Source organism: Streptomyces sp. NBC_00076 (assembly GCF_045041235.1).
Taxonomy (GTDB): Bacteria; Actinomycetota; Actinomycetes; order Streptomycetales; family Streptomycetaceae; genus Streptomyces.
Window position 1 is genome coordinate 1929650 of the sequence record NZ_CP108242.1, and the last position, 20371, is coordinate 1950020.

A 20371-nucleotide genomic window follows, 5' to 3' on the forward strand; every position below is an offset into this window, starting at 1 on the left:
TTTATCGGTCGCACTATGCCAGCGGGCCTCCTGTCTCGCCTCTCGGGAGTGCTGTGACCTGCGGCACGGGCATTCTGCCCAATCCCGAGCGTGCTTGGCCAGCGACGCCACGCCCCAATGTGCGAGGCCTGAGCGATTCTTGAGCAGAAACGAGGCCTCAGCCCAGACGCTCGACGACCAGGTCCCACACGGTTTCGGCCAAGGCTTCCTTGGGCCCGTGCGGGACCGGTGTCTCGCTGCCGTCGGCGCCCAGGACCAAGGCCTCGTTCTCCTCGGAGCCGAACGTCTTGCGCTCCCCCACCTCGTTCACCACGAGCAGGTCGCAGCCCTTGCGCCGGAGCTTCGCACGGCCGTTGGCCAGCACGTCGTCCGTCTCGGCGGCGAAACCGACGACCACCTGGCCCGGGCGAGCCCGGTCGGCGGAGATCTCCGCAAGGATGTCCGGATTCCGTACGAGCACGATCGGGTCCGGATCCTGACCGTCCTTCTTCTTGATCTTCCCGGCCGCGTAGGTGCCCGGACGGAAGTCGGCGACCGCGGCGGCCATCACGACCGCGCCGGCGTCGGCGGCCGCCTTCAGGACCGCCTCCCGCAACTGCACCGCCGTCCCGACCGGGACCACGTCCACACCCGCGGGGTCCGGCAGACCGGTGTTCGCCGCGACCAGCGTCACCCGGGCGCCCCGGGCGGCGGCGGTACGGGCGAGGGCGTAGCCCTGCTTGCCGGAGGAGCGGTTGCCGAGGAAGCGGACGGGGTCCAGGGGCTCGCGGGTGCCCCCGGCGCTCACGACCACGTGCCGGCCCACGAGGTCCGGTTCCCTCACTCCTCTGGCGAGCACCCGGCGGCAGACCTCGAAGATCTCGGCGGGGTCGGGCAGCCGGCCCTTGCCGGTGTCGACGCCGGTGAGCCGGCCGACGGCCGGCTCGATGACGACCGCGCCCCGGCGGCGCAGTGTCGCCACGTTCTCCTGGGTGGCCGGGTGCTCCCACATCTCCGTGTGCATGGCGGGCGCGAAGACGACCGGGCAGCGGGCGGTGAGCAGAGTGTTGGTGAGGAGGTCGTCGGCGAGGCCGTGGGCCGCCTTCGCCAGCATGTCCGCAGTGGCCGGGGCGACCACGACCAGGTCGGCGTGCTGGCCGATGCGGACGTGCGGGACCTCGTGGACGTCGTCCCACACCTCGGTCGAGACCGGATTGCCGGAGAGGGCGGACCAGGTGGCGGCGCCGACGAAGTGCAGGGCGGAGGCGGTGGGGACGACGCGCACGTCATGCCCCGACTCGGTCAGTCTGCGCAGCAGCTCACAGGCCTTGTACGCGGCGATGCCGCCGCTGACCCCCAGAACGACCTTGGGCTTGTCCACCGTCTCTCCCCGGACCTCGGAACAGGTACGCCGCGACTCCCGGCGTTCGGCTCCATGCTGCATCATCGCGAGGCCGATCCCCGCACCCCGAGCAGACCACAGGCCCCGGCAGTCGCGCTGCCGGGGCCTGTGGAAAAGTCAACTGCAATCCGAAAATACTACTGAGCCGGGCCCTCGATGGCCTCGGACGTCAGCAGACCCGCGTTGATCTCGCGGAGGGCGATCGAGAGCGGCTTCTCGTGGACGTGAGTGTCGACGAGCGGACCGACGTACTCGAGGAGGCCCTCGCCGAGCTGCGAGTAGTACGCGTTGATCTGGCGGGCCCGCTTGGCCGCGTAGATCACGAGGCTGTACTTCGAGTCGGTGGCCTCGAGGAGCTCGTCGATCGGCGGGTTGATGATGCCCTCGGGCGCGGAGATGGAAGAGGACACGCTCTACCTTCCGATGGATGGGAAAAGATCGGTCGTGATCACTGAGCCCGTCAGAATCCCGGAGTACCCGCGATCACACAACATCCATCAAGGCTAGCAGCTCACGCGCCACGTCCTCGACGGAGGTGTTGACCAGGGTCACGTCGAACTCCGGCTCGGCCGCCAGTTCGACCTTCGCCGCGTCCAGACGCCGCTCGATCACCTCGGGCGGCTCGGTGCCCCGGCCGGTGAGTCTGCGCACCAGCTCCTCCCAGGAGGGCGGAGCCAGGAACACCAGTTGGGCGTCCTTCATGGACTCCCGGACCTGCCGGGCACCCTGGAGGTCGATCTCCAGGAGGACGGGTTCCCCCGCCTCCAGGCGCTCCAGCACGGCAGCACGCGGCGTGCCGTACCGGTTGCCGGCGAACTCGGCCCACTCCAGCAGCTCGCCGTTGGCGATCAGCTTGTCCATCTCCTCGTCGGTGACGAAGAAGTACTGGACTCCGTGCTTCTCGCCGGGGCGGGGCCTACGGGTCGTCGCCGACACCGAGAGCCAGACCTCGGGGTGTTCCTTGCGCATATGGGCGACGACCGTGCTCTTGCCGACCCCGGAGGGGCCGGAGAGCACGGTCAGCCGAGGACGTTCACTCATGCAGCGATTATTCCAGCTGTCCCGGAGTGCCCGGGACGCCCTGTCCGGAGTGCCCGGGTTCAGGAACCGGTGCTGCCGAACTCACGCTCCAGGGAGGCGATCTGGTTGGAACCGAGACCGCGTACACGGCGGCTCTCGGAGATGCCGAGTCGCTCCATGATCTGCTTGGCGCGGACCTTGCCCACGCCAGGCAGGGACTCAAGCAGGGCGGAGACCTTCATCTTGCCGATGACGTCGTTTTCCTGGCCCTGCTTGATGACCTCATGCAGGGAGGCGCCGGAGTGCTTGAGTCGATTCTTGACCTCGGCCCGCTCCCGGCGAGCCGCGGCGGCCTTTTCGAGCGCGGCTGCGCGCTGTTCAGGGGTAAGGGGCGGAAGAGCCACGCCTACGTCACCTCGGATGTCGAACTGTCGGATACGGACCGGTGAGGAACCTATTCGCCCCACACCTGGGGAGCCACGAGCAACACGCTTGCCCGTTCACTCTGCTCGGAGACTAGCGGGCAAGTCCGCCAGAGTCAGCGAGAACAGCGGAAAAGTCCTGGTCAGCCTTTGCCAGGTCGGACATTTCGAACATATTGCCCAGGATTTGAGTATGTATTCAGACTCAAGTCGGCCTCGAACCACTCATCGGAGGACTTGACCGAAGGACCCGAAACACTCAGGAGGCGTCCACAGCCGCCCGGATCTCCTCCGCGAACCGGTCCGCAGCAGCTCGCAGCGCGGCGACGTCGGGACCGTGACGCAGAACACCCCGGCTGACGTTCGGCAGGACATTGCGCACCGCGGCCCCGAAGACGTCGGGCAGGTCCGCCGGAGTCGCCCCCTGTGCTCCGATGCCCGGTGCCAGGAGGGGACCGTTGATGTCCAGCTCGTAGGACGACAGGTCGCCCAGCGTGGCGCCGACGACCGCCCCGAAGGATCCCAGGGGCTGCTCCCCCGCGTTCTCGGCCGCCAGGTGGGCCAGCATCGCCGCACCGACGGTCCGGCCGTCCGCACGGACCGCGTGCTGGACCTCGCCGCCTTCCGGGTTGGAGGTCAGGGCCAGCACGAACAGGCCCGCGCCGTTCTCCCGCGCCAGCGCGACGGCGGGAGACAGCGATCCGTAGCCGAGATACGGCGAGACGGTCAGGGCGTCCGAGAACAGCGGGGCGTCCCGGTGGAGGAAGGACTCGGCGTACGCGGCCATGGTCGAGCCGATGTCGCCGCGCTTGGCGTCCATCACGACCAGCGCGCCGGCCGCCCGCGCCTGCTCGACCGAGGTCTCCAGGACGGCGACACCGCGTGAGCCGAAGCGCTCGAAGAAGGCGCTCTGCGGCTTGAGCACCGCGACCCGGTCGGCCATCGCCTCGACGACCGTGCGGCTGAACCGCTCCAGACCCCTCACGTCGTCGTCCAGGCCCCACTCGGCGAGCAGGGAGGCATGCGGGTCGATGCCCACGCACAGGGGGCCGCGTTCGTCCATGGCGCGGCGCAGGCGCGCGCCGAAGGGCTCGGTCATGCCGTCTTCCTCACGTCCGCGCCGACCGCGTCGGCGAGGGTGGCGTAGGGGCTCGCGCTCAGGCGGGCGGCGAGGCCCTTGTGGAGGCCGCGAGCGTAAAACGGCCCCTCGTAGATGAAGGCGCTGTATCCCTGGACCAGCGTGGCACCCGCCAGGATGCGCTGCCAGGCGTCCTCGGCGTCCTGGACGCCCCCGACACCCACGAGGGTGATCCGGTCGCCCACGCGCGCGTAGAGGCGGCGCAGGACCTCCAGGGAGCGTGCCTTCAGGGGTGCTCCGGACAGGCCGCCGGTCTCCTTCACCAGTGAGGGCTCGGATGCCAGGCCGAGGCCCTCGCGCGCGATGGTGGTGTTGGTGGCGATGATCCCGTCCAGACCGAGTTCGACGGCCAGGTCGGCGACCGCGTCGACGTCCTCGTCGGCGAGGTCGGGTGCGATCTTCACCAGCAGCGGGACGCGGCGCGAGGTGACCGTACGGTCGGCGGCCTCGCGCACGGCGCTCAGCAGCGGGCGCAGCGCCTCGGTGGCCTGCAGGTTGCGCAGCCCGGGCGTGTTCGGCGACGACACGTTCACGACCAGGTAGTCCGCGTACGCAGCCAGCCGCTCGGTCGACTTCACGTAGTCGCCGACGGCCTCGGACTCCGGGACGGCCTTGGTCTTGCCGATGTTCACGCCCACGACCGTCCTGAAGACGGGCGTACGGGACGCCAGGCGGGCCGCGACGGCCAGCGAGCCCTCGTTGTTGAAGCCCATGCGGTTGACCAGCGCTCGGTCCTGCACGAGGCGGAACAGCCGCTTCTTGGGATTGCCCGGCTGCGGCTCGCCCGTGACCGTGCCGATCTCGACATGGTCGAAGCCGAGCATCGCCATGCCGTCGACGGCGACGGCGTTCTTGTCGAAGCCCGCGGCGAGCCCGAAGGGGCCGTGCATCCGCAGTCCGAACGCCTCCGTGCGCAGTTCCTTGTACCGGGGGGCGAGCGCGGCGGCCACGAAGGTGCGCAGCACGGGGATGCGGACGGCGAACCGGATCCAGCGGAAGGCCAGGTGGTGGGCCTGCTCCGGGTCCATCCGGGTGAAAACCAGACGGAAGAATTGCTTGTACATCTCGAGAGTCCTCAGAAGTCCTCGGAAGTCCTCATGAGGACAGGGGTCCTCATGAAGAGGGGGACACCGTTTCCGGTGTCCCCCTCAGGGCTGCTAGTCGCGGGCCGCGGTCAGGTGTTCCGCGTGTTCCTGGAGCGAACGGACACCCACGTCGCCGTGTTTGAGGGCGTCGATGCCCTGGACGGCCGCGGCGAGTGCCTGGACCGTCGTGAGGCACGGCACGGACCGCGCCACGGCGGCCGTACGGATGTCGTAGCCGTCGAGGCGGCCGCCGGTGCCGTACGGGGTGTTGACGATGAGGTCGACCTCGCCGTCGTGGATGAGCTGGACGATGGTCTTCTCGCCGTTCGGGCCGGCGCCCTCGCTCTGCTTGCGCACGACGGTGGCGTTGATGCCGTTGCGCTTGAGGACCTCGGCCGTGCCGGAGGTGGCGAGCAGCTCGAAGCCGTGTGCGACCAGCTCGCGGGCCGGGAAGATCATCGAGCGCTTGTCCCGGTTGGCGACCGAGATGAAGGCGCGGCCCTTCGTCGGCAGCGGACCGTAGGCGCCTGCCTGCGACTTGGCGTACGCCGTGCCGAATACGGAGTCGATGCCCATGACCTCGCCGGTGGAGCGCATCTCCGGGCCGAGGATCGTGTCGACTCCGCGGCCGTGGACGTCACGGAAGCGGGACCACGGCATGACCGCCTCCTTCACGGAGATCGGCGCGTCGAGCGGGAGTTCGCCGCCGTCGCCGGTCGCCGGGAGCAGTCCCTCGGCGCGCAGCTCGGCGATGGTCGCGCCCAGGGAGATCCGGGCGGCGGCCTTCGCCAGCGGCACCGCGGTCGCCTTCGAGGTGAAGGGGACGGTGCGGGAGGCACGCGGGTTGGCTTCGAGGACGTACAGGATGTCGCCCGCCATCGCGAACTGGATGTTGATCAGGCCGCGCACCCCGACGCCCTTGGCGATGGCCTCCGTGGAGGCCCGCAGACGCTTGATGTCGAAGCCGCCGAGTGTGATCGGCGGGAGCGCGCACGCGGAGTCGCCGGAGTGGATTCCGGCCTCCTCGATGTGCTCCATGACGCCACCGAGGTAGAGCTCCGTGCCGTCGTAGAGCGCGTCGACGTCGATCTCTATCGCGTCGTCGAGGAAGCGGTCGACCAGGACCGGGCGGGAGGGGCTGATCTCGGTCGACTCGGCGATGTACGACTCCAGCCGGGTCTCGTCGTACACGATCTCCATGCCGCGCCCGCCGAGGACGTACGACGGCCGGACGAGCACGGGGTAGCCGATCTCGTCGGCGATGGTCTTTGCCCCCGCGAACGTGGTGGCGGTGCCGTGCTTGGGGGCCGGGAGGCCCGCCTCGGCGAGGACACGGCCGAAGGCGCCGCGGTCCTCGGCGGCGTGGATCGCCTCGGGGGGCGTGCCGACGACGGGCACGCCGTTGTCCTTCAGGGCCTGCGACAGGCCCAGCGGGGTCTGGCCGCCGAGTTGCACGACCACGCCCGCGATCGGACCGGCCAGCGACTCCGCGTGGACGATCTCCAGCACGTCCTCCAGCGTCAGCGGCTCGAAGTACAGGCGGTCGGAGGTGTCGTAGTCCGTGGAGACGGTCTCCGGGTTGCAGTTGACCATCACCGTCTCGTACCCGGCGTCCGACAGCGCGAAGGAGGCGTGGACGCAGGAGTAGTCGAACTCGATGCCCTGGCCGATGCGGTTGGGTCCGGAGCCCAGGATGATGACGGCCGGCTTCTCGCGCGGGGCGACCTCGCTCTCCTCGTCGTAGGAGGAGTAGAAGTACGGCGTCTTCGCGGCGAACTCGGCGGCGCAGGTGTCGACCGTCTTGTACACCGGGCGTACGCCCAGCGCGTGGCGCACCTCGCGCACCACGTCCTCGCGCAGGCCCCGGATCTCCCCGATCTGGTGGTCGGAGAAGCCGTGCCGCTTTGCTTCGCCGAGCAGTTCGGCGTCCAGGCGCTCGGCGGCGGCGAGCTCGTCCGCCACCTCCTTGATCAGGAAGAGCTGGTCCACGAACCAGGGGTCGATCTTCGTGTACGCGAAGATCTCCTCCGGCGTGGCACCGGCCCGGATCGCCTGCATGACCGTGTTGATCCGGCCGTCGGTCGGACGGACCGAAGCCTCCAGGAGCTCCTTCTTGTCACCCGTCTCGCCGACGAAGGTGAACTGCGAGCCCTTCTTCTCCAGCGAGCGGAGCGCCTTCTGGAAGGCCTCGGTGAAGTTGCGGCCGATCGCCATGGCCTCGCCGACCGACTTCATGGTCGTGGTCAGCGTGGCGTCGGCCGAGGGGAACTTCTCGAAGGCGAACCGCGGGGCCTTGACGACCACGTAGTCGAGGGTCGGCTCGAAGGACGCCGGAGTCTTCTCCGTGATGTCGTTCGGGATCTCGTCGAGGGTGTAGCCGACGGCCAGCTTGGCGGCGATCTTCGCGATCGGGAAGCCGGTGGCCTTGGAGGCGAGCGCCGAGGAACGCGAGACGCGCGGGTTCATCTCGATGACGATGATGCGGCCGTCCTTCGGGTCGACCGCGAACTGGATGTTGCAGCCGCCGGTGTCGACGCCGACCTCGCGGATGATCGCGATGCCGATGTCACGCAGGCGCTGGTACTCGCGGTCGGTCAGCGTCATCGCGGGCGCGACCGTGATCGAGTCGCCGGTGTGCACGCCCATCGGGTCGAAGTTCTCGATGGAGCAGACGACCACGACGTTGTCGTTCTTGTCGCGCATCAGCTCCAGCTCGTACTCCTTCCAGCCGAGGATGGACTCCTCCAGGAGCACCTCGGTGGTCGGCGAGAGGGTGAGGCCCTGGCCGGCGATGCGGCGCAGCTCCTCCTCGTCGTGGGCGAAGCCGGAGCCGGCGCCGCCCATGGTGAAGGAGGGGCGCACGACGACGGGGTAGCCGCCGAGCTGCTCGACCCCCTTCAGCACGTCGTCCATCGAGTGGCAGATGTAGGACCGGGCGGACTCGCCGTGCCCGATCTTCTGGCGGACGGCCTCGACGACGTCCTTGAAGAGGTCGCGGTCCTCGCCCTTGTTGATCGCCTCGACGTTGGCGCCGATCAGCTCGACACCGTACTTCTCCAGCACACCCTGCTCGTGCATGGAGATCGCGGTGTTGAGGGCGGTCTGGCCGCCGAGCGTCGGCAGCAGGGCGTCCGGCCGCTCCTTGGCGATGATCTTCTCGACGAACTCCGGGGTGATCGGCTCGACGTAGGTGGCGTCGGCGATCTCCGGGTCGGTCATGATCGTCGCCGGGTTGGAGTTGACCAGGATGACCCTGAGGCCCTCGGCCTTCAGGACGCGGCACGCCTGGGTGCCGGAGTAGTCGAACTCGGCGGCCTGGCCGATGACGATCGGGCCGGAGCCGATGACCAGGACGGACTGGATATCGGTGCGCTTAGGCACGCTGGCCCTCCATCAGGGATACGAAGCGGTCGAACAGGTAGGCGGCGTCGTGCGGGCCGGCTGCCGCTTCGGGGTGGTACTGGACGCTGAAGGCCGGTCGGTCGAGGAGGCGGAGTCCCTCCACCACGTTGTCGTTGAGGCAGACGTGGGAGACCTCGGCGCGGCCGTAGGGGGTGTCGGAGACTCGGTCGAGCGGGGCGTCGACGGCGAAGCCGTGATTGTGCGCGGTGACCTCGACCTTGCCGGTCGTACGGTCCTGCACCGGCTGGTTGATGCCGCGGTGACCGTACTTCAGCTTGAAGGTGCCGAAGCCGAGCGCGCGGCCCAGGATCTGGTTGCCGAAGCAGATGCCGAAGAGCGGGGTGCCGCGCTCCAGGACCGCCCGCATCACCGAGACCGGGTGGTCGGCGGTGGCCGGGTCACCGGGTCCGTTGGAGAAGAACACGCCGTCGGGCTGGACGGCGTACACCTCCTCGGCGCTCGCCGTGGCGGGCAACACGTGCACCTCGATGCCGCGCTCGGCCATCCGGTGCGGGGTCATGCCCTTGATGCCGAGGTCGACCGCCGCGACGGTGAACCTCTTCTCGCCGATCGCCGGGACGACGTACGCCTCCTTGGTGGCGACCTCCGCCGACAGGTCGGCGCCCTTCATCTCGGGGGCCTTTCGCACCTCGGCGAGCAGGGTGCCCTCGTCGGGCAGCGCATTGCCGGAGAAGATGCCGACGCGCATGGCGCCGCGCTCCCGCAGATGGCGCGTCAGCGCGCGCGTGTCGACGCCGGAGATGCCGACGACGCCCTGTTGGCGCAGTTCCTCGTCGAGCGAGCGGCGGGAGCGCCAGTTGGACGGCACGCGCGCGGGGTCGCGCACCACGTATCCGGCGACCCAGATCCGCTTCGACTCGGGGTCCTCGTCGTTGACCCCGGTGTTGCCCACGTGCGGGGCAGTCATCACGACGACCTGGCGGTGGTACGAGGGGTCGGTGAGGGTCTCCTGGTAGCCGGTCATGCCGGTGGAGAACACTGCTTCGCCGAAGGTCGCCCCCACGGCCCCGTAGGCACGGCCGTTGAAGACCCGGCCGTCCTCCAGGACGAGTACGGCGGGAACCTTCACGGATCCCTTGGTGGAGGTCGTCATCGTTCGGCGCCTTCCGTGGTTGTTGTGATCGGTTTTTTGATCATGGAGTTGATGACGTCGACCCACTCGGTGTGCTCGGCCGCGCGCTCGGAGCGGAACCCGGAGTCGATCAGCCGGTCGCCGTGCGCCCAGGTGACCACGAGCAGACCGCCCTCGGTGAGGACCTTGCCGGCGATGCCCTTGTCGAGCCGGGCCTCACGCAGGGACTCCAGCGGGACGAAGAAATCCGTCGCTCCCGGGCGTACGACGTCCAGTCCCGCGTCCGTCAGGGTGAGCTCGACCAGGCTGCGGGTGCCCAGGCCGTGCGCCACGATGCGGTCGAGCCAGTGTCCGGCGGTGGTCGAGCCGTGGTAGCGGCCGCTCATCGTCAGGGTCGCCTCGCCGGGCTCGTCCGGCGCCGCGGGCAGCTCGGGCAGGTCGCCCTGGAGGGTGCCGCGCCATTTCCAGCCCTCGCGCATCAGCCAGTAGACGAGCGCGACGAAGAGCGCGAGTCCGACGAGCCAGCCGACGCGGGCGGCCCAGTCGGTGACCTCGGCCGATTCCTTCTCGGCGGCCAGCAGGATTACAGGTGTCACGTGAGCTTCCCGTCGACGAGCGTGGCCTTGCCCCGGAGCCACGTGTGCGTGACACGGCCCGGCAGCTCACGCCCCTCGTACGGGGTGTTCCGGCTGCGCGAGGCGAAGCCCGCGGGGTCCACGGACCCACGGTATGCCGTGTCGACGAGCGTGAGGTTGGCGGGCTCACCTGCCGAGACGGGACGGCCGTGGCCCTTCGTCCGCCCGATCTGCGCGGGCTTGACGGACATCCGGTCGGCGACCTGGGCCCAGTCGAGCAGCCCGGTGTCGACCATCGTCTCCTGGACCACTGACAACGCGGTCTCCAGCCCGACCATGCCCATGGCGGCCGCGGCCCACTCGCAGTCCTTGTCCTCGTGCGGGTGCGGGGCGTGGTCGGTGGCGACGATGTCGATGGTGCCGTCGGCGAGCGCCTCGCGCAGGGCGTACACGTCACGCTCGGTGCGCAGCGGCGGGTTCACCTTGAAGACCGGGTTGTAGGTCCGCACCAGCTCTTCGGTGAGGAGCAGGTGGTGCGGGGTGACCTCGGCCGTGACGTCGATGCCGCGAGACTTGGCCCAGCGGACGATCTCCACCGAGCCGGCGGTCGACAGATGGCAGATGTGGACGCGGGAGCCGACGTGCTCGGCGAGCAGGACATCCCGGGCGATGATCGATTCTTCGGCCACCGCCGGCCAGCCGCCGAGCCCCAGCTGGGCGGAGACGACGCCCTCGTTCATCTGGGCGCCCTCGGTCAGCCGCGGTTCCTGGGCGTGCTGCGCGACCACTCCCCCGAAGGCCTTCACGTACTCCAGGGCCCGGCGCATGATCACGGCGTCGTCGACGCACTTGCCGTCGTCGGAGAAGACGGTGACACCGGCCGCCGACTCGTGCATGGCGCCCAGCTCGGCGAGCTTGCGGCCCTCCAGACCGACCGTGACGGCGCCGATCGGCTGCACATCGCAGTAGCCGCTCTCCTGGCCGAGCCGGTAGACCTGCTCGACCACACCGGCGGTGTCGGCGACCGGGAAGGTGTTGGCCATGGCGAACACGGCGGTGTAGCCGCCGGAGGCGGCCGCGCGGGTACCGGTCAGCACGGTCTCGGAGTCCTCGCGGCCGGGCTCGCGCAGATGGGTGTGCAGGTCGACCAGGCCCGGCAGCAGCACCTTGCCGTCGGCTTCGACACAGACCACATCGTGCGCGCCTCCGGCACGACCGGCACCCTCTGCTGACAGTCCCGTACCGACGGCCTCGATGACCTCGCCGTCGATCAGGACGTCCTGCGCCTCGCCGCCGAGCACCTTGGCACCACGGATCAGGATCTTGCTCATGTGTCTTACTTCTCCTCGATACGGGCGTGGCTGACGGCGGGTTCGTTGCCCCCCAGAAGCAGGTACAGGACCGCCATCCGGATGGAGACTCCGTTTGCGACCTGCTCGACGACGGTGCAGCGCTCGGAGTCGGCGACCTCGGCGGTGATCTCCATGCCCCGGACCATCGGACCGGGATGCATCACGATGGCGTGCTCGGGCATCCGCGCCATGCGCTCGCCGTCGAGGCCGTAGCGCCGCGCGTACTCGCGCTCGGTCGGGAAGAACGCCGCGTTCATGCGCTCTTGCTGCACGCGCAGCATCATCACCGCGTCGGACTTCGGCAGCGTGCTGTCGAGGTCGTACGAGATCTCGCAGGGCCAGGTCTCGACGCCGACCGGTACCAGGGTGGGCGGGGCGACGAGGGTGACCTCGGCGCCGAGGGTGTGCAGCAGGTCGACGTTGGAGCGGGCCACCCGGCTGTGCAGGATGTCGCCGACGATCGTGATGTGCCTGCCGGCGAGGTCCTGGCCGAGGCCGGCGTCCCGGCCGACGAGCCGACGGCGCATGGTGAAGGCGTCGAGCAGCGCCTGGGTGGGGTGCTGGTGGGTACCGTCGCCGGCGTTGATGACGGCGGCGTCGATCCAGCCGGAGTTGGCCAGGCGGTACGGCGCTCCGGAGGCACCGTGCCGGATGACGACGGCGTCGACGCCCATGGCCTCCAGGGTCTGGGCCGTGTCCTTCAGGGACTCGCCCTTGGAGACGCTGGATCCCTTGGCGGAGAAGTTGATGACGTCCGCGGACAGCCGCTTCTCGGCGGCCTCGAAGGAGATTCGGGTCCGGGTGGAGTCCTCGAAGAAGAGGTTGACGACGGTCCGGCCGCGCAGGGTCGGCAGTTTCTTGATCGGCCGGTCGGCGACCCGGGCCATCTCCTCGGCGGTGTCGAGGATCAGGACGGCGTCGTCGCGGGTGAGGTCGGCGGCCGAGATGAGATGACGCTGCATCTTTCAGGCTCCGTAAGACAGTTCAGTTTCGGGAGAATCCGGGCAGGCGGGAGCGCTGGAGCGGGGCGTACGACAGTGCCGTACGCCGGGGAGCTAGTGCGGCGCGCCCGGAGCGGTCTGCTTGACACCGAGCAGCACGGTGTCGCGACCGTCCTCCTCGGCGAGCTGGACCTTGACCGTCTCCCGCAACGACGTGGGGAGGTTCTTGCCGACGTAGTCGGCGCGGATGGGCAGTTCGCGGTGGCCTCTGTCGACCAGCACCGCGAGCTGCACGGCACGCGGTCGCCCGATGTCGTTCAGGGCGTCGAGAGCGGCGCGGATGGTGCGGCCGGAGAAGAGCACGTCGTCGACGAGGACGACCAGCTTGCCGTCGAGGCCGTCGCCGGGGATGTCGGTGCGGGCCAGCGCACGCGGCGGGTGCATGCGCAGGTCGTCGCGGTACATGGTGATGTCGAGCGACCCGACGGGGATCTTGCGCTCGGTGATCTGCTCCAACTTGGCCGCGAGCCGCTGGGCGAGGAAGACGCCCCGGGTCGGAATGCCGAGGAGCACCACGTCGTCGGCACCCTTGGCACGTTCGACGATCTCGTGGGCGATGCGGGTCAACACCCGCGCGATGTCGGGGCCTTCGAGAACGGGCCGGGCATCGGACTGTTGAGGGTCCTGCTGTGCGTCGTGCTGCTTGTCGGACTGACCGTCGTGCTTGGTGCCGTGCTGAGTGTCCATGTGGAAACGGACCTCCTTCTCCGCCTCACGGGACGGACCTTAAAGGACGTCGGAATTGCGCCATCCACGGTAGCAGGCCCGAACGGCGCCTCTCATTCACCCCTATGGCTCAATCGGCGGCCGTTACCACGGAAGCATCGGTGCGGACCATTCGGCTTGACGCAGCAGAGTAACGCTGCGTAACCTCACAGTGAGTTACCAGCCGCGCGGCCTGGAAAAGACCCAACCGCGTCGACACAGTGTCCGGGGAGCTATATGTCCAGCGAATACGCCAAACAGCTCGGGGCCAAGCTCCGGGCCATCCGCACCCAGCAGGGCCTTTCCCTCCACGGTGTCGAGGAGAAGTCCCAGGGGCGCTGGAAGGCCGTCGTGGTCGGTTCCTACGAGCGCGGCGACCGCGCCGTGACCGTGCAGCGTCTTGCCGAGCTGGCCGATTTCTATGGCGTTCCCGTGCAGGAGCTACTGCCGGGCACCACCCCGGGCGGCGCCGCCGAGCCGCCGCCGAAGCTGGTCCTGGACCTGGAGCGGCTGGCCCATGTTCCGGCCGAGAAGGCGGGACCGCTGCAGCGGTATGCCGCCACGATCCAGTCCCAGCGCGGTGACTACAACGGCAAGGTGCTCTCGATCCGCCAGGACGACCTGCGCACACTCGCCGTCATCTACGACCAGTCGCCCTCGGTCCTCACCGAGCAGCTGATCAGCTGGGGCGTGCTGGACGCGGACGCGCGCCGTGCGGTGGCGTCCCACGAGGAGAGCTGACCCGCTCCCCGTCTCAGCAGAAACGTGCCGCCGGGGTGGCTGGAACTTCACTGTTCCGGCCGCCCCGGCGGCTTTCTGCGCGCTTTACCCGCCTCCCGGGCCCCGCGGGTCCCCCCACACGCCCGAGGGCCCGCAGCGGTCTCGCTGCGGGCCCTCGGGCGTCTCGTGCCTGTGGTGCGGTAGTGGCTGTCGTGCCTCTTACGCCTCGTCCCGTTACGCCTCGTCCCGGCGCAGTGATGACTTGAGGTCCTTGAACCGGCCGAGCAGTCCGTTGACGAACGAGGGCGACTCGTCCGTGGAGAACTCCTTCGCCAGCTGCACCATCTCGTCGAGCACGACGGCGTCCGGCGTCTCGTCCGCCCAGATCAGCTCGTAGGCGCCCAGGCGCAGGATGTTGCGGTCGACGACCGGCATCCGGTCGAGCGTCCAGCCGACGGAGTACTGAGCGATCAGCTCGTCGATGCGCTTCGCGTGCTCCGCGTAGCCCTCGACCAGCTGCATCGTGTACTCGCTCACCGGCGGTTGCCGGGGGTCGTCCCGGGAGAGCCGGATCCAGTCCGCGAGGACGGTCAGGACGTCGACCGCGCGCTGGTCGCCCTCGAAGAGGATCTGGAAGGCACGCTTGCGGGCCGTGTTGCGGGCAGCCACGGTTAGCTGTTCACCCGGCCGAGGTAGTCGCTCGTGCGGGTGTCGACCTTGATCTTCTCACCGGTGGTGATGAAGAGCGGGACGTTGATCTGGTGACCGGTCTCCAGGGTGGCGGGCTTGGTGCCGCCGGTGGAGCGGTCGCCCTGGAGGCCCGGCTCGGTCTCCTGGACTACCAGTTCGACGGCTGCCGGGAGCTCGACGAAGAGCACCTCGCCCTCGTGCTGGGCGACGGTGGCCGTGAAGCCCTCGATGAGGAAGTTGGCGGCGTCACCGACGGCCTTGCGGTCGACCATCAGCTGGTCGTAGGTCTCCATGTCCATGAAGACGAAGTACTCGCCGTCCATGTACGAGAACTGCATGTCACGCTTGTCGACAGTGGCCGTTTCGACCTTGACGCCGGCGTTGAAGGTCTTGTCGACGACCTTGCCGGAGAGCACGTTCTTGAGCTTGGTGCGCACGAAGGCCGGGCCCTTGCCGGGCTTGACGTGCTGGAACTCGACGACGGACCAGAGCTGGCCGCCTTCGAGCTTGAGCACCAGGCCGTTCTTGAGGTCGTTCGTGGAAGCCACGGTTGCGGAATCTCCTGGACTGACGTGGACGACCCCGGGGCACGCACTCCTACAGCGCGAGCAGCTCCTTGGTCGTGATGGTGAGTAGCTCGGGTCCGCCGTCCGCCTCGGGGCGGACGACGAGCGTGTCATCGATCCTGACACCGCCCCGGCCCGGGAGGTGGACCCCGGGTTCGACGGTGACAGGCACGCAGGCGTCCAGTTTACCCATGGCCGCGGGGCCCAACTGCGGGTCCTCGTCGATTTCGAGTCCCACACCGTGTCCGGTCAGGGCGGGAAGGCTTTCGGCGTACCCCGCGGAATCCAGTACCTGGCGTGCGGCACGGTCCACATCGCGGTAGGCGACACCGGGGGTCAGTGTCTCGCGCGCGGCCCGCTGAGCGGCGAAGACGAGGTCGTACAGCTCGATCTGCCAGTCGGTGGGAGACGTACCGATGACGAAGGTGCGGCCGATCTCGCAGCGGTAGCCGCGGTAGGTCGCGCCGAGACAGACGGACAGGAAGTCGCCTTCCTCGACCCGCCGGTCGGTGGGACGGTGGGAGCGTCTGCCGGAGTTGGGGCCGGTGGCGACGGAGGTCGCGAAGGCGGGGCCGTCGGCGCCGTGGTCGACGAGGCGGCGCTCCAGTTCCAGGGCGAGGTGGCGTTCGGTGCGGCCGACGAGGATGGACTCCAGCAGTTCGCCCAGTGCCTGGTCGGCGATCTCGGCGCCGATCCTGAGGCAGGAGATCTCCTCCTCGTCCTTCACCACCCTCAGCTGTTCGACCGCGCTCCCCATGTCGGCGAGGCGAAGCCGGGGCACGACCGATCGGATGGCCCGGTGCCGGGCGACCGTGAGGTGATGCTCCTCGACGGCGAGACAGTCACCGCCCTGTCCGGCCGCGAGGTCCGCCGCCGCGACGGCGGGATCGCCGCCGGGTCCTGGCAGCCGCTGCACGCGCAGCGCCTCGTCGGGCCGGCCGTCCGCGGAGCGGTCGTCGGGCGGGCCGGGACACAGCAGCAGATCCTCGGTCCGGCCGAGGAGCAGGACGGCGTGGTGGGGGGCGGTGCCCGCGAGGTAGCGGACGTTGGCGGGGCGGGTGACCAGCGCGGAGGCGCTGCCGCCGGCTTGGCAGCGTTCCCGTAGGCGGGTTCGGCGGGCGGCGTAGACCTCTGACATGACACGAGCGTAGGAGCCGTGCCGGGATTGTGCTGGTTGGGAGAGTGCCGTTCGGGGGACCGGGGTGCGTCCGAGATGCTCTGCCGTCCCCGAAGCCGTGGGGCCGGTCGCTTCGTTCCCGGTGCCCCTTCAGGTGGGCTCAGTCCCCCGCGTTCACCAGTTGGGTGGGCTGGCTATGGACCTCGCCAGTACGTCGTCCAGGACCTGAGCCGTCTGGGGTACGTCCAGCTGGGAGTTGTCGATGATCGGGAGGCCGGAGCCGTACCAGCCGGCCATCCGGCCGTGGATGCGGGCGACCTCGTCGTCGGTGAGGCGTCGGTTGCCCGAGCGTTCGGCGTTGCGTTCCAGGACGATCTCCAGGCCGGGCAGCAGGACCACCGGCAGCAGCCCCGGGCCCACGTGCCGCTTCCAGCCGCCGAGGCCGACGACCGGACGGTCCGGGAAGACGGCGTCGTCGAGGATGCACGAGATCCCGTTGGCGAGGAAGTTGCGCGCGGCGAAGCCGCAGGTGCGGCGGGCCAGACGGTACTGCGCCTCGGAATGGTCGTTCCACCCGGACTGGGGGTCGGCGAAGCCGGAGCGGACCCATTCGCGTACGTCGTCCAGGCTGATGTGGGCGGTGGGGACCCGTCGGTGGTCCGCCCAGTACTTGGCGACGCTGGTCTTGCCGGCGCCCGCGGGGCCGATGAGCAACACCGCGAGGGTGGTGGCGGCCGGGTCGTGGGGGGCGGTCGCGGGCGGCGCGCTGGGCATGGGGACGGGGCCGCCGGGCGGCAGCGGTACATGGCCGGTCGTGTCGGGGGCCGGGGACGCCGGGGCGTGCTGCGGGGTGGGGGGCGCCGGTGCCGCGGGGGCTCCGGCCAAGCCGGGGGCGGGAGGCGGCGGGGGCACGGGGGCGGAGCCCTGGTGTGGTCCCGGGTGGTGCGGCCCCGGGTGATGTGCGGCCGGCGACCAGCCGGTTGCCGGTCCGTGCCCCGGCTGGTGGGGCGGCGGCAGCGGAGAACCCACTGCGTGCTGCATCCGGTGCCACTCCGTCTCGTACAGGCAATGGGTGCTGACAGCGGGACGGCCCCGCTTGCTACCGAACGGTACCGTCCCCGGCAGTCATTTGGTGAAACGGCCGGGGGCGGTCCGAAGTGCCCGGTGGCGCAAGGCGAATCGGGCCGATGGAGTACGGCGGGACCTACTCGCCCACTTCGCCGTATGCGGCGAGGAGGACGGCCGGGTCGGGTCCCTCCAGGACGGTGGGCTTGGCCAGCCCGTCCAGGACGATGAAGCGGAGCAGGTCGCCGCGGGACTTCTTGTCGACCTTCATGGTCTCCAGCAGCTTGGGCCACTGGTCGTGGCGGTAGTGCAGCGGCAGGCCGACGGACTCCAGGACCGCGCGGTGGCGGTCGGCGGTGGCGTCGTCCAGCCGGCCCGCGAGGCGGCCCAGTTCGGCGGCGAAGTGCATGCCGACCGAGACGGCCGCGCCGTGGCGCCACTTGTAGCGCTCGTTCTTCTCGATGGCGTGTGCGAGCGTGTGGCCGTAGTTGAGGATCTCCCTGAGGCCCGACTCCTTGAGGTCGGAGGAGACGACCTCCGCCTTGACCCGGATGGAGCGCTCGATGAGCTCGGCGGTGTGCGGTCCCGCCGGGGTCCGGGCGGCCTCGGGGTCGGCCTCGATGAGCTCCAGGATCCTCGGGTCGGCGATGAAGCCGGCCTTGATGATCTCGGCGAGCCCGGAGACGTAGTCGTTGACCGGGAGGGAGTCGAGCGCGGCCAGGTCGCACAGCACACCGGCCGGGGGGTGGAACGAGCCGACGAGGTTCTTGCCCTCGGCGGTGTTGATGCCGGTCTTGCCGCCGACAGCCGCGTCCACCATGGCGAGCACGGTGGTCGGTACGGCGATCCAGCGCACTCCGCGCAGCCAGGTCGCGGCCACGAACCCGGCGAGGTCGGTGCTGGCGCCGCCGCCGACGCCGATGACGACGTCGGAGCGGGTGAACCCGGACTGGCCGAGCGCCTTCCAGCAGTAGGCGGCGACCTCGGCGGTCTTGGCCTCCTCCGCGTTCGGCACCTGGATGGCGACGGCCTCGTAGCCCTGTCCGGCCAGGTCGGCGCGGAGCGCCTCGCCGGTCTCGGCCAGTGCCTCGGGGTGGACGATCGCGACCCGCTTGACCCTGTCGCCGATCAACCCGGGCAGCTCGCCCAGGAGTTGCCGGCCCACCAGAACCTCGTACGGTTCGCTGCCCGCGGTACCGCCGACCTGGATCCGGGTGACTGCCTCGCTCATGCTTCTTTCAACTCCAGTGCGTCCAGGGCGGTTTGGGTGACCTCTTCGGGCGTACGGCCGTCGGTCGCCACCACGGCCGTGGCAACCCCCTCGTACAGGTGCCGCCTCGCCTCCATCAACTCCCGCCACTGTTTGCGCGGGTTGACCGCCAGCAGCGGACGGGCGGCGTTCAGGCCGGTGCGCTGGACCGCCTCCTCGACGTCCATCGAGAGGTAGACGACCCGATGTCCGGCCAGCAGGCCGCGGGTGTCCGCGTCCAGGATCGCGCCGCCACCAAGAGCGAGGACACCGCTGTGCCGGGCGAGCGCCTCGCGCACCGCCTGCTTCTCGATCGCCCGGAAGGCCTCCTCGCCCTCCTCGACGAAGATCTCCGCGATGCTCCGCCCCTGCACGGAGACGATGTCGTCGTCGGTGTCCCGGTACGCACAGCCCAGCCGCTCCGCGAGCAACTGCCCGACCGTGGACTTGCCCACACCCATCGGACCGACCAGCACGATCAGCGGCACAGCAGTCACCGCACTCACCGGATCGCCAGGGTCTCGAGGTAGGACCGCACGTTACGGCGGGTCTCAGGCACCGAGTCGCCGCCGAACTTCTCCGCGACCGCGTCCGCGACCACCAGCGCCACCATCGCCTCGGCGACGATTCCGGCCGCCGGAACCGCACACACGTCGGACCGCTGATGGTGAGCGGCCGTCGCCTCACCGGTCACCACGTCCACCGTCTTCAGGGCCCGCGGCACCGTCGCGATCGGCTTCATCGCCGCCCGCACCCGCAGCAGCTCACCCGTGGACAGGCCGCCCTCGGTACCGCCGGAACGGCCCGTCGCCCGCCTGATGCCGTCGTCCGTTGCCAGGATCTCGTCGTGCGCCTGGGAACCGGGCACGCGCGCCAGGTCGAAGCCGTCACCGACCTCGACCCCCTTGATAGCCTGGATCCCCATCAGAGCGGCGGCCAGCCGGGCATCCAGCCGACGGTCCCAGTGCACGTGCGAGCCGAGCCCCACCGGCACGCCGTACGCCAGCACCTCGACCACGCCGCCGAGGGTGTCGCCGTCCTTGTGGGCCTGGTCGATCTCCGCGACCATCGCCTTCGAGGCGTCCGCGTCCAGGCAGCGCACCGGATCGGCGTCCAGCTTCTCCACGTCGGACGGCTTGGGGTAGACGCCGTAGGGCGCCTTCGCCGAGGCCAGCTCCACGACGTGCGAGACGATCTCGATCCCGGCCGTCTCCTTCAGATACGAGCGGGCCACCGCGCCCAGCGCCACCCGGGCCGCCGTCTCCCGCGCGGAGGCACGCTCCAGGATCGGCCGGGCCTCGTCGAAGCCGTACTTCTGCATACCGGCCAGGTCGGCATGGCCGGGCCGAGGGCGGGTCAGCGGGGCGTTGCGGGCCAGGCCCGCCAGGATCTCGGGGTCGACGGGGTCGGCCGCCATCACCTGCTCCCACTTCGGCCACTCGGTGTTGCCCACCATCACCGCGACCGGGGAACCCAGGGTGAGGCCGTGCCGCACACCGCCGATGAACGTGACCTCGTCACGCTCGAACTTCATCCGCGCACCGCGTCCATAACCGAGCCGGCGCCGGGCCAGGTGGTCCGCCACCATCTCCGTGGTGATCGGCACGCCGGCGGGAAGACCCTCCAGCGTCGCCACGAGTGCGGGGCCGTGGGACTCCCCCGCGGTCAGCCAGCGCAACCTGCTCAACGGTGCTCCTCAGTGCTCGCGCCCTGGTACTGCCCGCCGTGCGCGTGTCCTCGCGTACGGCAACGACGCGACCGGGTGCGCGGCCCCGGCCCGCCACCTCCGA

20 protein-coding genes are annotated in these 20371 nt (G+C 69.9%); 1 reads left to right on the forward strand and 19 read right to left on the reverse strand.

Annotated features, from left to right (window positions below; all coding sequences use genetic code 11):
* Positions 1-157: 157 nt before the first annotated feature.
* The 12 genes from coaBC to pyrR all read right to left on the reverse strand — a co-directional run bounded on the left by coaBC (position 158) and on the right by pyrR (position 13156).
* On the reverse strand, positions 158-1360 hold the full coding sequence (coaBC, locus tag OHA64_RS08845; RefSeq protein ID WP_405610458.1) for a bifunctional phosphopantothenoylcysteine decarboxylase/phosphopantothenate--cysteine ligase CoaBC: 1203 nt from the start codon (positions 1358-1360) through the stop codon (positions 158-160).
* Positions 1361-1518: 158 nt separating this feature from the next.
* The gene (rpoZ, locus tag OHA64_RS08850; protein ID WP_003977348.1) at positions 1519-1791 is read right to left on the reverse strand and encodes a DNA-directed RNA polymerase subunit omega; all 273 of its coding nucleotides are present in this window, start codon (positions 1789-1791) and stop codon (positions 1519-1521) included.
* Positions 1792-1864: 73 nt separating this feature from the next.
* Positions 1865-2422 (reverse strand): guanylate kinase, encoded by a 558-nt coding sequence (gene gmk, locus OHA64_RS08855; RefSeq protein WP_405610461.1) that lies wholly within the window; start codon positions 2420-2422, stop codon positions 1865-1867.
* A 59-nt stretch (positions 2423-2481) separates the two neighbouring features.
* Positions 2482-2805: an integration host factor gene (locus OHA64_RS08860; RefSeq protein ID WP_003977346.1), complete on the reverse strand. Its 324-nt coding sequence runs from the start codon at positions 2803-2805 to the stop codon at positions 2482-2484.
* Positions 2806-3082: 277 nt separating this feature from the next.
* Positions 3083-3922: an orotidine-5'-phosphate decarboxylase gene (pyrF, locus tag OHA64_RS08865; protein ID WP_405610464.1), complete on the reverse strand. Its 840-nt coding sequence runs from the start codon at positions 3920-3922 to the stop codon at positions 3083-3085.
* Positions 3919-5025 (reverse strand): quinone-dependent dihydroorotate dehydrogenase, encoded by a 1107-nt coding sequence (locus tag OHA64_RS08870; RefSeq protein WP_405610467.1) that lies wholly within the window; start codon positions 5023-5025, stop codon positions 3919-3921. The genes pyrF and OHA64_RS08870 overlap by 4 nt, the downstream gene beginning before the upstream one ends.
* Before the next feature lie 93 nt (positions 5026-5118).
* Positions 5119-8427: a carbamoyl-phosphate synthase large subunit gene (gene carB, locus OHA64_RS08875; RefSeq protein ID WP_405610470.1), complete on the reverse strand. Its 3309-nt coding sequence runs from the start codon at positions 8425-8427 to the stop codon at positions 5119-5121.
* On the reverse strand, positions 8420-9562 hold the full coding sequence (gene carA, locus OHA64_RS08880; protein WP_405610473.1) for a glutamine-hydrolyzing carbamoyl-phosphate synthase small subunit: 1143 nt from the start codon (positions 9560-9562) through the stop codon (positions 8420-8422). Before carA ends, carB begins: the two co-directional genes overlap by 8 nt.
* Positions 9559-10137: a hypothetical protein gene (locus OHA64_RS08885; RefSeq protein ID WP_405610476.1), complete on the reverse strand. Its 579-nt coding sequence runs from the start codon at positions 10135-10137 to the stop codon at positions 9559-9561. Before OHA64_RS08885 ends, carA begins: the two co-directional genes overlap by 4 nt.
* Positions 10134-11447: a dihydroorotase gene (locus OHA64_RS08890; protein ID WP_405610479.1), complete on the reverse strand. Its 1314-nt coding sequence runs from the start codon at positions 11445-11447 to the stop codon at positions 10134-10136. The genes OHA64_RS08885 and OHA64_RS08890 overlap by 4 nt, the downstream gene beginning before the upstream one ends.
* A 5-nt stretch (positions 11448-11452) precedes the next feature.
* Positions 11453-12430: an aspartate carbamoyltransferase catalytic subunit gene (locus OHA64_RS08895; protein ID WP_405610482.1), complete on the reverse strand. Its 978-nt coding sequence runs from the start codon at positions 12428-12430 to the stop codon at positions 11453-11455.
* Between the two features lie 93 nt (positions 12431-12523).
* Positions 12524-13156, reverse strand: a complete 633-nt coding sequence (gene pyrR, locus OHA64_RS08900; RefSeq protein WP_405610485.1) for a bifunctional pyr operon transcriptional regulator/uracil phosphoribosyltransferase PyrR — start codon at positions 13154-13156, stop codon at positions 12524-12526.
* A gap of 255 nt (positions 13157-13411) precedes the next feature.
* Here pyrR and bldD point away from each other — a divergent pair, with 255 nt between their 5' ends.
* The gene (bldD, locus tag OHA64_RS08905) at positions 13412-13915 is read left to right on the forward strand and encodes a transcriptional regulator BldD (RefSeq protein ID WP_030038549.1); all 504 of its coding nucleotides are present in this window, start codon (positions 13412-13414) and stop codon (positions 13913-13915) included.
* A 213-nt stretch (positions 13916-14128) separates the two neighbouring features.
* Here the strand turns inward: bldD and nusB are convergent, their stop codons facing one another.
* The 7 genes from nusB to aroC form a co-directional block, all read right to left on the reverse strand.
* Entirely contained in the window at positions 14129-14563 is a 435-nt protein-coding gene (nusB, locus tag OHA64_RS08910; RefSeq protein WP_405610489.1) for a transcription antitermination factor NusB, read from the reverse strand.
* A gap of 2 nt (positions 14564-14565) precedes the next feature.
* On the reverse strand, positions 14566-15132 hold the full coding sequence (gene efp, locus OHA64_RS08915; protein WP_020128856.1) for an elongation factor P: 567 nt from the start codon (positions 15130-15132) through the stop codon (positions 14566-14568).
* A 49-nt stretch (positions 15133-15181) separates the two neighbouring features.
* Positions 15182-16288 carry an aminopeptidase P family protein gene (locus tag OHA64_RS08920; protein ID WP_405610493.1) on the reverse strand — a complete coding sequence of 369 codons (1107 nt, stop codon included), beginning with the start codon at positions 16286-16288 and terminating at the stop codon, positions 15182-15184.
* 153 nt (positions 16289-16441) lie between these two features.
* Positions 16442-17308, reverse strand: coding sequence for a Pro-rich N-terminal domain-containing protein (locus OHA64_RS08925; RefSeq protein ID WP_405610496.1), 867 nt, complete (start codon positions 17306-17308; stop codon positions 16442-16444).
* A gap of 163 nt (positions 17309-17471) precedes the next feature.
* Positions 17472-18563: a 3-dehydroquinate synthase gene (gene aroB / locus OHA64_RS08930; protein ID WP_405610499.1), complete on the reverse strand. Its 1092-nt coding sequence runs from the start codon at positions 18561-18563 to the stop codon at positions 17472-17474.
* Entirely contained in the window at positions 18560-19042 is a 483-nt protein-coding gene (locus tag OHA64_RS08935) for a shikimate kinase (protein WP_405623910.1), read from the reverse strand. The genes aroB and OHA64_RS08935 overlap by 4 nt, the downstream gene beginning before the upstream one ends.
* A gap of 41 nt (positions 19043-19083) precedes the next feature.
* The gene (gene aroC / locus OHA64_RS08940) at positions 19084-20268 is read right to left on the reverse strand and encodes a chorismate synthase (RefSeq protein ID WP_405610502.1); all 1185 of its coding nucleotides are present in this window, start codon (positions 20266-20268) and stop codon (positions 19084-19086) included.
* Between the last annotated feature and the right edge of the window lie 103 nt (positions 20269-20371).

Excerpts from the sequence above, each read along its gene's own strand:
- gmk (WP_405610461.1), bottom strand. The coding sequence starts at position 2,422 with ATGAGTGAACGTCCTCGGCTGACCGTGCTCTCCGGCCCCTCCGGGGTC.
- pyrF (WP_405610464.1), bottom strand. The coding sequence starts at position 3,922 with ATGACCGAGCCCTTCGGCGCGCGCCTGCGCCGCGCCATGGACGAACGC.
- OHA64_RS08870 (WP_405610467.1), bottom strand. The coding sequence starts at position 5,025 with ATGTACAAGCAATTCTTCCGTCTGGTTTTCACCCGGATGGACCCGGAG.
- carA (WP_405610473.1), bottom strand. The coding sequence starts at position 9,562 with ATGACGACCTCCACCAAGGGATCCGTGAAGGTTCCCGCCGTACTCGTC.
- OHA64_RS08890 (WP_405610479.1), bottom strand. The coding sequence starts at position 11,447 with ATGAGCAAGATCCTGATCCGTGGTGCCAAGGTGCTCGGCGGCGAGGCG.
- OHA64_RS08895 (WP_405610482.1), bottom strand. The coding sequence starts at position 12,430 with ATGCAGCGTCATCTCATCTCGGCCGCCGACCTCACCCGCGACGACGCC.
- pyrR (WP_405610485.1), bottom strand. The coding sequence starts at position 13,156 with ATGGACACTCAGCACGGCACCAAGCACGACGGTCAGTCCGACAAGCAG.
- bldD (WP_030038549.1), top strand. The coding sequence starts at position 13,412 with ATGTCCAGCGAATACGCCAAACAGCTCGGGGCCAAGCTCCGGGCCATC.
- OHA64_RS08920 (WP_405610493.1), bottom strand. The coding sequence starts at position 16,288 with ATGTCAGAGGTCTACGCCGCCCGCCGAACCCGCCTACGGGAACGCTGC.
- OHA64_RS08925 (WP_405610496.1), bottom strand. The coding sequence starts at position 17,308 with ATGCAGCACGCAGTGGGTTCTCCGCTGCCGCCGCCCCACCAGCCGGGG.
- aroB (WP_405610499.1), bottom strand. The coding sequence starts at position 18,563 with ATGAGCGAGGCAGTCACCCGGATCCAGGTCGGCGGTACCGCGGGCAGC.
- OHA64_RS08935 (WP_405623910.1), bottom strand. The coding sequence starts at position 19,042 with ATGGGTGTGGGCAAGTCCACGGTCGGGCAGTTGCTCGCGGAGCGGCTG.